Raw genomic sequence first — 16,333 nt, forward strand, 5'->3', positions numbered from 1 at the left:
CGGAATCCACCCCATGCGACATACACCGGCTCCGCCCGTGCCATCAAGAACCCCATGGTAACCCGACGTGCCCACCGACACCGGCGCGAGTCCTGGTTACGCGGTGCACGGGCGGGCCGCCATAGGGACGCGCGAGCGCCTCCACCCCATCGCTGATGGCAACCCGGCGGCGAGCGTCGAAGGTAGGTGACATCATCGTTCACCCACCCGCCGTTCCCTCCGTTGCACTCGCAACGACCAGACCCTTGACCAGTGCGACTCGTCCTGGTTCATACCGCGCCCTTTGCTCCATGAAATCGGTGCGTTGTTCGTGCCTTTGGAGCGCTGGGTATAGGCCCACGGCCGCATCTAGCTTGGCCATCAAGGCAAACGCAGCTGAAAGGTCGTGATCAAGGTCGGCGGGTAACCGGTAGTAAGACATGTCGCTGTGAGGCATGCCTTCACGCCAAAGAAGCGTCCGTTGCGCTTTCCTGCGGCACCGGAGCGATGAGCGGGCCTGTGTCGATCCCGCGCCTGCTCGTTCGTCGCATGCATGAAGGCGACCATGGCGGTCGCCCTTTCCCCAAGGAAACTGCCATGTCCTACATCGATGGCTTCGTGATCGCCGTACCACATGCCAACCGCGAGCAATTCATCGGATACGCCCGTACTTTCGACACCATTTTCCTGGAGTTCGGCGCCATCCGCGTGGTGGAGTGCTGGGGTGACGACGTGCCCGACGGCAAGCTCACCGATTTCCGCCGTGCCGTGCAGGCAAAGCAAGACGAATCGGTGGTGTTCTCCTGGATTGAATGGCCCGACAAGGCCACCCGCGATGCCGGCATGCAGAAAGTGATGAAAGATCCGCGCATGGATGCTGCCAGCGCCATGCCTTTCGATGGAAAGCGCATGATCTTCGGCGGCTTCGTGCCAGTGGTCAGTCTGCCAGGCTAGGTAGGTGCGGATTCTAGCCGCCATGCCTAGCCGCGTTTGATCAGTAGCTCGCGTTGCCAGTAAGCATGCAGCTGCGCGGCCTTGCGCGGACTCAATCCTTCGCTGATTCGCGGCAGTAGCAAATCGCCGGCCGCGGTGTCACCCAGTCGATACGATTCCCGTGCCGATTCAAGCCAAGCACGCTGACGCACATTGAGGTTGCCGAAGGGATCGAAGTAAGAGTCGACTCGGCTACGATCCTGCACGCCATTCCACGTAAAAGCGTGAGCACTATCGCCGGCAGCGATACGGCTGTAACGCGCAATCGCCTCCGTGGCATCGATGCGATGTTCCAGCAGATCAAGCCGGGTCGCGAGAAGTTGTACCTCTGCGCTATCGTCCTCAAGGGACAACTGGTTGATCAGAACCCGTAGCCAAGGAATATCCAGATTGCCCGTGCTCGCCTGTTCACCAAGCAGGTTGAAATTGGCTACAGCCAGCCGATACTCGCGGCGATTGTGCTGCTCGACTTCGGCTTCGTGTGGTACACCAAGCGTGGATGGCTGGACGATCCGTATCGTATTGTCGTCCGCCAGGATGGCTTCAATATCATGCTTATGGAACTCGCCAACGACCACCACCAAGGTGGCGCCCTGGCGCGCATGTGCTGCCTGGGCCACCCGCTTGGCCTGCATGTAAGTTCGATACAGATACAGTCGGCGAGGCAGATCATTGACTGCCTTAGGTGCGGCTTGCGTGGCCCACTGGTCGACTTTGCTGAGGTTGGCTCGATCGTCGGCGTCGTACAGACGACGCTCTAGTTTTTTTGCATCAGGAAAAGTCAGAAACTGCTGAAAGCCTTGCCTTGGGCGCAGCTCGGGAGGCGTTTCCAGATCCAGCCCGAAACCAAGTAGCTCATCATCGCGCGAAGGAGTCCAATCGATCGGGCACAGATCCACATCGTTGCGTCGCGCATAGGGCACTACGACGCCTTGGACTTCGTAGGTGAACTCGTAGAAGTCGTTGCGTGCAAATGCCTCTGGCGCCCTCTCTACACAGATGGCATCTGGCTTCGCACGATCAAGAAATGCGTCCAGCATAGCGGGCTGATCCCCACGCGCAACCAACTGAGCGGCGTGATCGACTCCCAAGATGATGACACGGGTAGGCGCAGAGGTAGCGGTATCGACGGCGCGCACCGCAACACTCATGGATGCAGTAAGAGTGAGACATGCTAGGGGGAGAAGGTTTCGAAGAAGCATCGACATCCTACGCATAGCAAAAAACGGAGGCTAACTGTCAGCCGGGTACGGTGGATGTGCCATTGGTCTGACCCCCTCCGAGTGGCCCTGACAGGAAGATTATTCAGGGCAAATGTCCCAACAGCCGTTCCTGCCTAGATGAGGAGCAGGAGCCACCGGAGGTTACGATCTCTCGTCTGGACCATTCGTTTGAAGACAGCGTGCGAGTTACTGGGCTAGATCGACGGACTCAAAATCTAGCGTCTGTTGCCTCTGCCGGAGGGTGACAAGAGGGTGGTAAGCCACCGGACACCTAGCATCATGTCGTTCAGATTCCGATGTGGCCGATAGCGTCGATTGGACACGTTAAAAGCGGCGCGGTGAATTGGCGATTTCACCGGGCGCGAGGGCTCATGCTCGCGGCTACACGCGGCCAAACAATGCGTTACGTTCAATCATAAGTTGGCCAAAACGGCCAACTTATGCTTTCAGCCACATGGGTGTTCGCTAAAGGCCAATTTTTCGCCCCGGTTAAAGGATAGATTTTCGCTCCTTTGCATTCAGAGGCTGAGACGATAGCTCGCGCGCGAAGGGCCGTTTTCTCGGTCGAATTGCCACCCTGACGAGGGGCGGTGCGGGCCCCATGCCAGCTGACACGAAGGCCGTAGCTACCAGATCTCGTGTGCTTCCCCCAGTTTAATTGGCCATATGACGCCCGCCAGGGAGGGGGGAGACCTCACGATGCTGAACCCAGACGCCCCCTACGAACGAAAAACCTTGCAAAAACCGGGGTCGGTGTTAGGATTTCCCTAACACACCCGCCACGCCTCTGCGACAGAACACCGTCGAAAAGCGCAATTTGGCGGGTTTTTTTTGCCTATTGCAAGGAGGCACCGTGCAATATACGAAAGGCGCGCTTACCTTCGCCGACCAAATTGCGCTCATGACGCAGCGCGGGCTAGTCATAGATAACCCGGAGCTCGCGACGCAGTACTTACGCCGAGTGGGCTACTACCGCCTCATGGGATACCTGTTTCCCCTAAGGACGCCAGGCAGCGATCATTTCGAGGCCGATTCTACGTTCGGCAAAGCAGTCGAGTATTATCAGTTTGATCAGGCATTGCGGCATCTTATGCTGGAAGCCATCGGTCACATTGAAGTCGCCGTACGTACGGCTGTCACGTACGAGTTGGCTCACGCATATGGCGCGTTTGCCCATTGCGACCACCTCAACCTTAACGAAACGCAGGCTTGGCACGCGAACTGGCTCGACGGCGTGCGTTACGAGGTGACTCGAGCTCGCGAGACCTTCATCGATCATTATCGAAGGAAGTATGACGGCTACCCAGATCTACCGATATGGATGGCTTCCGAAGTCATGTCGCTTGGCGCGCTATCTAAGCTCGTAAAAGCCATGCACGGCAAGGACAAGTGGAACGTCGCATCACACTTCGGCCTCGCGGACGTAACGTTTGAGAGCTGGATTCACGCAGTGGCAGTCGTACGCAACATTTGTGCGCACCACGGACGCTTGTGGAACCGCGTCTTCGGTGTACGACCGAAGCGGCCACGGTCAGGTAGTTGGCAGAACATGCCGCATCTGATCCCGAATGATCGATCATTCTTTATGCTGTGTGTTTTGCACGCACTGCTATCTCACACCGCTATTGATGTAGACAGGTGGCGGGGAAGTGTCAACGCGATCCTTCGCCCGCTGCTAGCTGATCAAAGTAATTTACAGCGCATCGGGGCGCCTGCAAATTGGGAATTCCATCCCCTGTGGCACTGATTCATATGCGGCTCAAGGGCCAGTACCTGAGCAACAGATTCTCATCGTAGCGAGCAGTGACACGGGCAATGAAACGGGGCGAAGCACCCATACTGGGCAGAAAGACGCTACCCGCAACCCCGGACCCAAGAAATTTGCACCCCTCACTGCCCTAGCCATACCTACGACCTCCATGGGCCGATTGGGCTCAATACAGTTGCCTTGAGATCGAGGTCCTAGAGTCCCGTGACAGCGGAGCGTGCCCGGGCTCGGACCAGGGTCAAGCCACCCAACAATAGGGGGTGTCACCACCGTAGAACCGCGGTTATTCTATCGAAACGGCCTGCTACTTAAGTGCCCCAGGGGAAGGAACCTAAATGGCCAAACCAACCGTTTCCGAGGTCAGGGAAGCTGAAGCCCGGTGCGCACCCCTGGATAGGGTTACGGCGGGTGACGAACTCCCCCAATGCGCTGCGCCGCCCAGAATCAAGCTCCGAGCTCAACGGCCTGTCACCGCTAGTTCCCAAATCATCCGCCCAAACCGGTACGCGCCAACATCCAAGGCACTTGACGACCATGGGGGCCTCGCCCTTCTCCGGTACCTAGCATCGACGGTTTGGGCATCGTGTTCGGGTAGGGGAAACCGGTGCCCGACAAACCGCTAGCTCCCTTCTCCAAGGTTTCAATCACACGACGCATTCGCACGCTCGGTCAGGTAGCCGAGCGACATCACTGCGACGCTGCAACCGTTGTAGGGACACTCTCGCACCTTTGGTGCAGAGCAGCCTTTCCTGCACTCCGAAAGCCGGCCCTTCGCTACTCCAAAGAACTCGCCGCCGAATCAGAGGCTGCAGAATTTGTAGCGATCTTACGCGGCATGAGTTTTCTCGACGCCACATACTGGCTTAGCTCCTCGTACGCTCTGTTGACTACCCAGGGCTATCAGAAGGAGTTAGCGATGTTCTTTACACCCGCATCGCTAACGGAAGGTCTCCTTAACGACCTGGATGCACAAGGGGTGGATTTTGGCCGCCAGTCCTTCATGGACCCAGCGTGCGGTGGTGCCGCGTTTCTAGCCCCCATAGCCCTGAGGATGCGTGCCGCCCTAAAGGAGCGCGGATTCAAGCCGTTAAGGGTACTCAGACATATAGAAAAACACCTTTCGGGAACTGATCTCGACGCCACGCTTTGTGAGCTTTCCAAGCTCTTCCTATGCATGGCACTTCACGACGATATCCAGAAGACGGGCTACTCCCCGTCTTTCCGAGTTCGCCGGACTGATTCGCTAAGCGGACTTCGTGCATGTTTGGGAAAAATTGACGTCGTTGTATGCAACCCCCCCTATCGCAAGATGAAAGCCGCGGAGCTGGAACCTTTGCGAGGCACATATGCTGAAGTCATTGAAGGTCAGCCGAACCTCTATTGCTTGTTCATCGCCCTTTGTGTGCGACTTCTCCGAGTCGGTGGCCATGCGGCGTTAGTCACGCCGACGAGCTTTCTATCCGGCCAGCACTTCACGAGCCTACGAAAGTTTCTCATTGGAAATTCGGTGATTGAGCACATCGGAGTGGTCAGTGACAGACAGGGCATATTTATTGATGTTGAGCAAGAAACAGCCATGACAGTTCTGCGCCGGCGCTCTGAGAAAGCTCGGTTGCAGACTAGTGTTTCAGTGGTGTCAAGTTCCGGCCAGTACAGGAACGTAGGAAAGTGCCTATTGCCAAGCAACGGAGCGGTTTGGCCAGTTCCGCGTGCAACCACTGACGTGCCCTTACTTAAAGCCGCATCAGCGACAGCTTTTCGACTGTCTCACTATGGATACAGAGTCCGAATTGGCGCTTACGTTTGGAATCGAGACAAACGCCCGAAATACGAGACACAACAGGAAGTGCGAAAAGCCAAGGCCCGTACTGCCATGCCATTGCTTTGGTCGAGAGATATCGTTCCAGGAAAGGCCGTTCAACTGGATTCCATATCAGCCCGTGATGGTGAGCACCGATTTGTAGACATGGGCGACAAAAAGCACACCTCCGTAGTGTCGTCACCGTGTGTCGTGATACAGCGTGTCACGTCGAATGATCAGCCGCGACGCCTAGTTGCTGCTGCTGTGTCGCCTGAGGTCTACAGGAGGCACGGAGGGTTTATCGGCGAGAACCATGTCGTCATAGTCGAGGCCAAGAGCGATAAGCCTCTTCTCTCGCCCACCAAACTGGCGAGCTTGCTCAGCACATATGTAGTGGACCGGAATTTTCGTTGCATCTCAGGCGCTACCAATGTCTCAGCATTTGAACTGAATCAGTTGTCGCTGCCAGATCCACAGGCTGTTAAAGATGCCCTCGCTGAGAGGGTAACTATGGAAGAAGCCGTGAAGCGTGCCTTCAACCTATCTGACGTGTCAGGCCCCGCCAACTAAGCTGAGTGCTTGCAATGGCCAAATTCAGATCTCTAGCGGAACGCCAATCGGATCGAGCCAAGGCCCGAAACAAGACCAGTGAGCGTGTGCAAGAAATATCGTTGCGCTCGACAGGGCCAAAAGAACGAGCGCCGAAATGTAAGCCACCTGCGATATCTCCGCGTGACGTGCCGGATCAACCGGTTCGACCAGATCGGCCATGGGCACATGCTCGATCAGGTGATGCTTCAATACGGTACAAAGCGCGTACCTCGAGTGAGCCCGTTACGCTACAGCCATGGGCAAGAGACCTGGTTAACACGCTGCTTACTGCTGCGGACCATGGTGGTATTACCCTTTGCCTCGCTTGGCCTGCCAAGCTTGCGGGTTTGCCGCTACTTCATGCGCTATCAAATATCGAGCGAGTATTTGCAAAGGATCTGCGGGGCCTAAGAACCCTGCTCTATCCAGGCAACTACGCCTGCCGCACACCCCTTCATAGCGTTCTCGCCGATCGAAGGGATCTCAACAAGCTCTTCTGCAGCCTTTGGGTCATGGGTGGCAACGCTTCGCACGAACTGGAAACGCACACTTCATCTCCAGCATTTCTCGCGGCCCTGTCCGCACTCAACGACCTGGATCAGCACAACCAACAAATATCAGATCCATCGTTGGCAGAACTGATTCCCACCTTTGTCTTTAGCCGGAGTAATCAGTCCTGGGAAGCGGCCGCAGCCAATCCCCTCGAACGAACGCTATCGAAAGTCAAGAATTTGGCAATTCGACGTCACCTTCGAGAAAAGGTGAACATGGAATGGGGCGTACCCGCAAAGGCTCCGGGAGCGCTACTTGTTATGCATCATGCGGCGAAGCGAGCAACATGGCGCACTTCGCTTAATGCGCTAGGTGCTCAGGGGCGCCCTGAAGTACTTCTTCTAGATGCCACCGACGCATCAGCCCGCTCTGATTACAGCGCTTCCATGCATATCCCCGATTTCCTCCTCGCCGCAAGAAAGTTTGGCATGGACGAAGCCGGTGCTGTCATCGTTACCGATGACCCGAAGACATTTTTCATCCTTCGCGCCAGGATGGCTGACTCAAAACTGGATTTTTCAACGAAGGTATGGGCAGCGGAAGCACAAGAGGCACTGCTTTCGGCCCAACCAGTTCCGTCCGACTGGGAGCCCGCTCAACGAAGCAACTCAAACTTCAGCGTGTGCATTGTTGATCGCGATGCTTCTCAAGTTGCGCTCGCATTTCAGCGACTCACGGCTTTCGCCGGAAGCGAAGATGATCCTGCTCATAAAGCGCTGTTGCAGGCCTGTATGTACATACTTCGCCTATCCAACATGCCTGCTGGATATACGGATCTGAGCGCCGCAGCGACGGAGGAAGGATTCGACAAACTCAGCAACCATAATTCTTGGACGGCAGTGAAATTGGCGCTTCAAACGGCGCTAGCGTCCGGATCGTTGAACAGCGTCCGCCCCAAGGTGGAAGACGTCATTAAACGTGCCGAAAAGCTAATTGATGACTGGAGCGATGCAACTCCCTTGGCGTCGCGCTTGCTAGTCGAGGTTAAAAAGCATTCGACGAGCCGCCGTCAATCATTTGCTCTTGTTCTTCCAAGCAATAAGTATGTGTTGCTAGCCCGACGCTTCCTTCAGCGCAAGTTAGCGAATGATTGGGATGCAGTAGAGCCGCATATGGAATGGCATACGCTAGCAACAATCAACAGAATCCCAGCTGATCAACAGAATGGTAGACACTTTGCCTTTGTCGGCATAAATGCGGACGTTCTTCGCATCCTAGTTACAAATTCAAATGTTCCACACGGAACGACTATCCTGGTCGCTTATCAGCAGGCCGAATCTTCCCTCAAGACGCTGAAGTCCATGAAGGAGATCGAAGCGTTCAAAGCTTATAGAGGGCGCATCGGACTGCTTGCTCAGCAACTTGAACAACGACTATCCGAGGTCCCCAATCCAATTGATATCGGCAAGCTTCGCGAAATGTCGATGACCTTTAAGCTTGATGGCGTTCAGAGCAATGGACAGAGCGACCAGCAAGCGGATTACAAGTTTGATTTGGAAGGCGGCGGAAGAACGTACGCCTATTCATGGGTCTATCGCTACCTACCCGACGAAGATCCGCCCTTCAGGCGTTCGTTGGCGAGCACTATTCAACCTGGTGATTTCGTCTTCGAGATGAGTGACGAGCTTCGTGCCAAGGTGGAATCGTCTCTCCAGCTGAATAGCGCCGGGGTGAACTCAATCGTCGATCCAGTACGTATGCTGCTCAAGTTGTATCACGACGATGTCCAAAGGCGTTGTGCGCTACTGTTTGGCGCCAAGAGGCGGTCTGCCCTCGCGCGCGACATTCACGCGAAGATGATCGAGCTCGACGCAAGGGCTGAAAGCTGCAGACTTGGCCGTGTTTACTACTGGCTCGCCTTACAGGCCAAAGATGATACGCGACCCCACGCGGCGAAAGACTCAAGCTACTTCAAGGTCTTTTGTCGAGCGTTGGGTATCGGTGACGAGGAAGCCGAGCAGCATTGGACCTTTGTCCGCAGCGCGCGACGCCTAAATCAGTACCTTGGCCGCGAGCTAGTAGCTCGATACGCCGAAATCCTCTTCCAGCCAGAGAGCGCTGTCGCCTATCGCAAGGTGCCAAAGGACGTCATTCAAGAGCTCCAGCAGGAAGCGCTGCGTTGCGTCTATAGAGTGGAACGCGTGGAACCACCTTCGCATCCAAAGGGAAAGACAAGTGTCCATTCTTAGTGAGAACTCGCACGGCATTCACCCTGCCTACAAAGAGGCGGTGGTTGATAGCTTGCTTAATAATCTGTCCGCACGACTCGCCGGCCGCGGCAGTTTTTATGAGGTAATTTACGGGGCAAAACCCAGCGCCACGCTGATGTCAGAATTCATCGTACCGATGCCCGCAGAAGAACGCGGCGGCGACGAGGAAGCGGATCCAATTCGCATAAGCGCGCATGGTATGGATTTCCAGATTCGGGCGGCCGCCAAGGACGCTTCGCTTGGGGTATCGCTAACCGGCGCGGTATATGTCCGCATCCTACCTACTGAGGAAGAGGTTGGACCTGGAGGCCGTCTGGAGGCGACTTTTCCGTTAACCAGAGAGGCACGCGCCACTGTCCGCAGCAAGGTGAAGGACGCACTAACCGAGCTCATTGCAGCGCTGCCTGGCGGCAAATCCCATCCGGACTGGGCAATGAGGAGTTATGAGGCTCGCAGGGCCGCCTACGAGTCAATGGGACTACCCTTCGACAACCGGCTCGATCGTGCGTCGGAGCGCGAAGGCACCGAGGCCGAAGGTGTAGAAGAAGCGAGTTTGGAAGAGGCGGACGAGAGCGAAGTACGTCCAATTCAGGAGATCACCGCGGAGCTAAGCACACCGGACAGGTTGGCGGAAGACATCCCACCTCCACCGAAATGGTTGCGCATCGAGCTCGCTCTCCCTTCGTTCGACTTCACGCCGATGACGGCAGAAGACGACGCCAAAAGAGCAACCGATGCCTTAAACGAAGCCATCAATAAGCAGCTTTCAGATTGGGCAGCGAGTACAGATCCCAGTACGGGCGGAAAGACTTGGGGATACCGCCGGACCCGAGTGCTGCCGTCTGACGTCCGTGACTGGAAGAACTACCTGGATAGGGTACGCACCTCCAACCTTCCAGTTGTCATACCAAAGATTGAGCTGCGCTGGGTTGTTCAGGCTGCGCAAGATCCAATCGACAAAGACCGCACGACCATCCATGTGGCATTAGAGAACTGGACGACACCGCTGACAAAGGCCAACTTTAAGGAACTTGAGCCTTCACTTTTTCAGGTTTCTGTTGTCGTAGATGTGCCATCTGCCGATCACAAATTCCTGCATCTCGATCGCGTCAAACCGTCCTATCGCTATAACCAATATTTGAAGTATCCAGCATTAGGGTTCAACGGTGGCGTCACCCTCACCACCGAGGGCTCGCTACACCGACTCAAGACTAATTGGGCACCCCGCTATGTGCTTCCCAGAATCCGGCCGACCGACGGCGCGATCCAATGCGATATCGAAAAGTTATCGCATCCGGATTGCTTGAATGGTCTGTGGCCACTCATTGCGGCCTACGAAGCATGGCTTACGGAAGTTGAGCAGCACCCGGTGGATCATGGGGTAGGGGGTCCCAATGCCGCCGAACAAATCGCAGCAGAACGCGAGAAGCTCCATCTTGATCTCGCGGCGTGGCGTCGGGAGTTAGCAGCCATTCGCTGCGGCTTGGAAATCCTCGAGAAATCCCGCGCAAGTTGGAGTGGACCTGGCCCGCAGAAGTCTTCGCTTGGAATCCCGTTCGAGGCGTGGATATCGATGAATACCGCCATGGCCAAAGTGGCCAGGTCGAAGGGCTATAAAGACTGGCGGCTATTCCAGCTCGCATTTATCCTCGCGTCCATTCCTGCATTCGCTACGCGCATTCCGGAGTTCCACGACTTTTATACGCCTGAGGTTGCTAAGAACGCCAATGCCGTGACACTGCTGTATTTCTCGACCGGCGGCGGCAAGTCTGAGGCATTCCTTGGTCTTCTTGTATACGTACTCTTCCTTGACCGCCTTAGGGGTAAGGACAGAGGCGTGACGGCGTTGATGCGCTACCCGCTGCGCTTGCTAACGCTTCAACAGGCACGCCGAACCTTCACCACAATGGGTGCTGCCGAGGAGGTTCGGCACTCGCGGGGGCACCCCGGCAACCCGTTTTCATTGGGATTCTGGGTGGGCGGAAGCAATACGCCCAATTGGCACTCGGATGAAGGATACGACGAGGTCCCTTGCGATAACGAGGTCCTTCCAAGCGAGGAATCCAAGCAATTAGAAATCCAGCCCTACAAGAGTGCTCGAGAGCGTTGGCTGAAGCTATCGTCCTGCCCGTTCTGTGGAAGCAGGAATGGCAATTTGCTCGCTCTGCGACGACATTCCGGTAGTGGGTCCAATGCAATGGGTCACTATTGTTCTTCACCCAAGGAAATTTGCTCGTGGAACGCTCGGTTCACCAAGCCGACCCCATTGCCCTTCTACATTGTTGACGAGGACATTTATGAACTAGCCCCATCAGTTCTTCTTGGTACGGTCGATAAACTCGCAGCCATCGGCCAGTCGCAGGGTACTATCCGACGATTCTTCGCGATGTTCGGTTTTGCCCCGCTAGTTAAGATAGCGAGCGATCGACTGTATGTGCCGATGAAATTTAAGGACTGGGATGGCCATCCTGGCAATGGCACTGCCCCCTTGTTTCCGTCCTATTCTTCTGGGGACATTCGATTCTTTGATCCTTTCCCAGCCTTACTTATTCAGGACGAAGCACATCTCCTTGATGAGTCGCTCGGTACGTTCTCTGGACTGTTCGAATCCGCCCTTGAAGCAGGTTTCGATCAACTTGCCCCCCTGCTAAAGGGCAAATTGGCGTTTGAGCCAAACTCAACGGCGCGCAGAAAGATCAAGGTTATCGCAGCATCTGCCACTGTTAGCGAACCACAGAGGCAAATGCGCAACCTCTATCAGCGCGACAACACAGTGCAGTTTCCGTACCCGGGGCCAACTCTTTACGATTCGTTCTACGCAACTCCTCTTCAGCCAAACGACGCCCCTGAAGACGCAGAGCGGGCCGCCATTGCGGTCGACGACGTGGAACTGCGGAGTCACTGGGCGCGCGTTTACGCGTCCATTCTGACCAATGGACACCGCCACACAGTAGCGATGGCGTCGGTCCTTGGGCACTACCATCTCATGCTCACGGCGCTCTATGAGTCCCTTCGTAGCGGAGATGCAGCCAAGGAAGAAGCCGCGCGCGAAGAATTGGTCCGCTGGGTATCACCTGGCCCGTTGGAGAATCAATTCGCTCGGCTCCTGACCGCTGCTAATGCTGCAACGCTTCTTACATTGGTGAACCTGCACCGCATCGCCCTGACTTACGTCACCAACAAAAAGGGTGGCGACCAGGTTATTGACACCGAAAGAGTACAATTCGAGAAGCTTCACCGTGACCAGGGATACCCGGATCATGTACTGAACTCTGAGCTCATCTCCGGAGCGGTTTCAGCTGCAGACATTCAGGACATAGTCCGACGCGCCGAAACCCGCGTTGGAACCAAAGAGCCATTTCCCGAGCTAAACGAGACCCTGCGGTCGGTTATTGCCACGTCCGCCATATCTCACGGTGTTGACGTTGAAGAGTTCAATGCGATGTTTTTCGCGGGCATCCCGTCCGACATCGCTGAGTACGTCCAAGCTTCATCACGTGTGGGTCGCACCCATGTTGGCTTTTCGTTGCTGGTCCCAGTTCCTCAACGATATCGAGATCGATTTGTTCTCGAAATTCATGACATCTTCCACCGGTTCCTCGAGCGAATGATTCTGCCAGCAGCAGTTGATCGTTGGGCGGAGAATGCCCACATTCGCGTAATGCCGAGCTTTTTCCAAGAGTTCGTTTGCGGCATAAACGCCATCGAGCTCCTGTGCGCAGCTGATGACGACAAGAAGCGAAATAGCTACACGTATTCCATGGCAGCCGAAGTACGCGACTTCTTAGCCTTGCCGGCCAACATGAAAGCCACTGAGGCGTTTATGGAGAAGGCGCTCGGTCTATCATTCTCGCCCTCTCCTGAGGGCAAGAATTACTATCGATCAATGCTGAAAGGGCAACTAACACACTACCAGCAGGATCTTGATGTCGAGCGGCTGGTCAACTCAACCCCGCTGGTTAGGTTCTTCGGTGCCCGTAACAGCCTCCTCCGTCCGATGACATCGCTACGCGACGTAGATCAGCCTGGGCTGATCCATGAGTCGCGCTTGGATGTTTCTTACAAGCTCGTAAAAGATGGGGTGACTGCACGAGCAATGACCTTCATACGGCGTGGCTCAGGGGCTGACATCGACTCGACGGACAATGCCACCGAAGCTCGTAGCTGACGGAGACAATTAGAGTGGCCAAGGCAAAATCGATGAACCGGTCCCGCAACCAGCTGGCGACCGCGTATGCACCGGAAAGCTTTTTCACCTTCGAGGGAGGAATGGGTGCCTGCATTGCCCGATCAGCTGCTGGCGAAACCATACAGCTCTCAGAGCCGACTATAGACTTGATCTTTGAGCGGATAAACGAACTCGGTCGAGCCTGGTTCAACGTCGCCTTGTCAGCAAGAGATGGCGACCCAACCAAGCCGCGCATTCTCCCTGGCCAGTGTGTCGATCAGGCACTCCTGGATCCCTCCAGAACAGAATTTCAGCTTCCCGGCGGAGATCGCTTCTACCTTTGCCGGCCATCCCACATGGAGTACACGCCGGCGCCACTAACGTTCGTGTGCAGGACCTGTGGATTGTTTCAAGACTATGAGTCATTAGCTAGGCTTGACGATGACCTGAAGTACTTGACGCCCGACCACTGCCGCAATCCAAAAAGGAAAAGCGTTTGTGACTGGGAGCAGCTGGATGTCATCTTCGTGCATTGGTCGGGCCACTGGGAAGCTGCATTTCCTGGCCAATGGTACTGGAGTGACCGCGATGCCAAGGTCGTAAAGCGATATGACAGCTGCGTTTGCGGAAGCTCTCAGTTCCGGCTAAATCGTCGCTCAGCGGGAATTGGTGACTGGTTCTTCGAATGTGCCGCCTGCGACAAGCCGCTATCGCCCAAGTGGCTACAGAACGACCGAGACACTCTGCGCATCATCGGACCTGCGATGAAATCCGACCGACTGACCGAAGTCCGTATGCAGGCGACCCCCTATCGGGCGTCGAGCGCGTACTACGTGAAGTCAGACCTCTTTATCGATTTTAAAGACGGAAGCCAGCAACTTCTAACACGACTTCGCCCAGGCCGTGATGCTGAGCTGAAGGACGTTATAGCTAGGCTATACGGTTTTGCATCTCAGCCAATTACCGAGGATGACGTAAGGAGGGCATGCGACGGAAAACCCGAATGCACCAAGGATCTCTTGGACTACTTGGCCGCCGGTAACGCAATTCAGACGATCGAGCTGCAAATCGACGCCATGCCCGAGTCTCTACGCGCAGCAATGAGGGGACTCCTTGATACTGCATACAATAACCGGCAACGCATTGTCGATGACCTTCGCCAAAGGCAGATTCTTTTGCCAAAGATTGATCTCCCGATAGCGGTCGTATCGAACATTCGGGAAAGACAATCCAAGTTTGCGTCTAAGTTCGACCCCTTTCGCCTTGCCATTGAGCACGCCGCACTTAAAAGCACACGTCTCGATGTTGAAACAAGGACGAACGGTAAGAAACCCTACGTATCCTTTACCAGGCTAGATGAAGACTTAGCACCGGAAGATAAGGACAAGACCGGCGAGGTGCAGGACGCTACTCGCTCCCTTTTGGATAAGCTCGGCTTGGAGGATATGGGCCTCATACGAGAGTTCGATCTATGCCGCTTTAGCTTTGGCTACTCTCGCATGGAATCCGCGCCCATTCTTCGAGACAAGCGCGGCATGGACATGCCGGTCCGTCTAAACTTGTTTCCTCCAGTTAGGCAGAATGACAGCACGCGATATCCTGTGTATGTCGTACAACAGGGCAACGAGGCCATCTATGTTCGCCTCAAGGAAGAACTTGTTCTCGAATGGCTGCGAGATCTAGATTGCCCCGACATGTTCGACTTGAACGCTGGCGAGAGAATTGGGGCCGGACTGCTCAGTTCGGCGCAGCCAATGAGTTCGTTCTTAGACAATTTGCCCGAGTCCGCGGCCCCGCCTGTCTACCTGTACCTTTACACGCTGCTTCATAGCTACTCGCATCTGCTAATGAAGCATATGTCGGAGTACTCCGGCTTGGACTTAGGATCGTTAGGTGAGTACATATTCCCGGCCGATCTGGCATTTGTCGTCTACCGGAATGGAACAACCATGGACCTTGGTAATCTTTCTGCGCTCTGGCGCAACGCCGGCTCTTCAATGCTAACGGCCATGCTGAGTTCCAAAGCGACTCTTTGCGGCACGGGCTCCCTATGCACCGAGCGGGGCGGCGCATGCCCAGACTGCTTGATGATGCCGGAAACTTCATGCATTGCTAGCAACAAGCTTCTCTCGCGATCTGTTCTGAGATCTATCGGTGGCAAGCCGCGCCTCGACAAACGCAGTTCGCCGATTCGCGGTTTCCTGGATACCATCAAGCCCTCGACTCCCTGAATGTCGACGCAGAAACTGACTGCCTTTGAGCAAACTATCGTCGCAGGTCTGGCTGACCAAGCTGGACTTGCTGCCTCGATTCTCGATACCTGGTCCGATCTACCAATTGCCTCGGTGCAATCTCCTCGATCACTCGTGGACGCAGCGCAACTTAGCCTCACTGACGAGGGTGCGACTGAAAAGCTTTTGGTTCGGGCAGTTAGCCTCGGACTGATTAGTAAAGAGCAATCCGGCTTTCGAGCGTGTGGCAACGCGAAGACGCTATTCCCACGCCTCGCCCTAGCCTTGTATTCCATCGAACATTATCGCTCCGCGGTTCACAGAGATGCCACCGTGGCGCAGGTGGTTCTCACAAAACCCCCAAGACCCAGTGTCTTGGAACAGAAACTGTCAGACTTGGGCTGGCGAGTGGCCAACCTTGATCCTACAGAGCATGCCTTTCATGGCATGGTTCAATCTGCTCTTCGGCGCGTGGTCGTCATGACGCCATTCTTGGACAATGTTGGTGCCACCTGGCTGCGAGAGCTACTTTCGTACACCTCGCCCGGGATAGATCGCACACTAATTCTTCGAAGCTTGGAAGAGCCGGCGCGAAAAGACTATCCCGTCGGATTTGACCTAATATCGCGCTGGCTGAAAGAAGAAGGGATCCGAGTATTCAATTACTCAATCGCAAAAGCAGGTGGAGGACGGGTAGTCCCCCCGCAGAACCCTCGGGATCAGAAGTAGAATTTTCTCGTTGAGAGGATTCTACAGAATGAAGAAGTCGAGATTTACGGACAGCCAGATCATGGACGCGCTGAAGCGCGTGGAGTCG

General features: G+C 55.4%; 8 protein-coding genes. 6 read left to right on the plus strand and 2 right to left on the minus strand.

All coding sequences use genetic code 11. From position 1 onward, the window contains the following. Window positions 1-576: 576 nt before the first annotated feature. Window positions 577-933: a DUF1428 domain-containing protein gene (locus tag JHD67_RS13165; protein ID WP_199099679.1), complete on the plus strand. Its 357-nt coding sequence runs from the start codon at window positions 577-579 to the stop codon at window positions 931-933. 26 nt (window positions 934-959) lie between these two features. Here JHD67_RS13165 and JHD67_RS13170 read toward each other — a convergent pair whose 3' ends face one another. Next, window positions 960-2,012 (minus strand): hypothetical protein, encoded by a 1,053-nt coding sequence (locus JHD67_RS13170; protein WP_199099680.1) that lies wholly within the window; start codon window positions 2,010-2,012, stop codon window positions 960-962. A gap of 1,036 nt (window positions 2,013-3,048) precedes the next feature. Between JHD67_RS13170 and JHD67_RS13175 the strand changes: the two genes are divergently transcribed. Together JHD67_RS13175 and JHD67_RS13180 are read left to right on the plus strand one after the other, a co-directional pair. Beyond that, window positions 3,049-3,942: an Abi family protein gene (locus JHD67_RS13175; RefSeq protein WP_343214358.1), complete on the plus strand. Its 894-nt coding sequence runs from the start codon at window positions 3,049-3,051 to the stop codon at window positions 3,940-3,942. Between the two features lie 856 nt (window positions 3,943-4,798). Beyond that, window positions 4,799-6,334: an N-6 DNA methylase gene (locus JHD67_RS13180; RefSeq protein WP_199099682.1), complete on the plus strand. Its 1,536-nt coding sequence runs from the start codon at window positions 4,799-4,801 to the stop codon at window positions 6,332-6,334. A 24-nt stretch (window positions 6,335-6,358) separates the two neighbouring features. On the opposite strand, the gene JHD67_RS13185 is transcribed toward JHD67_RS13180, so the two are convergent. Further along, on the minus strand, window positions 6,359-6,535 hold the full coding sequence (locus JHD67_RS13185) for a hypothetical protein (RefSeq protein WP_199099683.1): 177 nt from the start codon (window positions 6,533-6,535) through the stop codon (window positions 6,359-6,361). A gap of 167 nt (window positions 6,536-6,702) precedes the next feature. Here JHD67_RS13185 and JHD67_RS13190 point away from each other — a divergent pair, with 167 nt between their 5' ends. From JHD67_RS13190 to JHD67_RS13200, 3 genes are read left to right on the plus strand one after another with little or no spacing between them, the layout of a single operon-like run. Continuing rightward, window positions 6,703-9,096, plus strand: a complete 2,394-nt coding sequence (locus JHD67_RS13190) for a hypothetical protein (protein ID WP_199099685.1) — start codon at window positions 6,703-6,705, stop codon at window positions 9,094-9,096. Next, a complete protein-coding gene (locus JHD67_RS22900) occupies window positions 9,083-13,285 on the plus strand; it encodes a DEAD/DEAH box helicase (RefSeq protein WP_199099686.1) in 4,203 nt (1,400 codons plus the stop codon). The genes JHD67_RS13190 and JHD67_RS22900 overlap by 14 nt, the downstream gene beginning before the upstream one ends. Before the next feature lie 14 nt (window positions 13,286-13,299). After that, window positions 13,300-15,516, plus strand: coding sequence for a hypothetical protein (locus JHD67_RS13200; RefSeq protein ID WP_199099688.1), 2,217 nt, complete (start codon window positions 13,300-13,302; stop codon window positions 15,514-15,516). The last annotated feature ends 817 nt before the right edge of the window (window positions 15,517-16,333 follow it).

It is taken from the genome of Dyella sp. ASV21, from assembly GCF_016428975.1.
GTDB lineage: Bacteria > Pseudomonadota > Gammaproteobacteria > Xanthomonadales > Rhodanobacteraceae > Dyella.

Coding starts and splice junctions, on each gene's coding strand:
- JHD67_RS13180 (WP_199099682.1), top strand. CDS start 4,799: ATGAGTTTTCTCGACGCCACATACTGGCTTAGCTCCTCGTACGCTCTG.
- JHD67_RS13165 (WP_199099679.1), top strand. CDS start 577: ATGTCCTACATCGATGGCTTCGTGATCGCCGTACCACATGCCAACCGC.
- JHD67_RS13170 (WP_199099680.1), bottom strand. CDS start 2,012: ATGCTGGACGCATTTCTTGATCGTGCGAAGCCAGATGCCATCTGTGTA.
- JHD67_RS13185 (WP_199099683.1), bottom strand. CDS start 6,535: ATGGCCGATCTGGTCGAACCGGTTGATCCGGCACGTCACGCGGAGATA.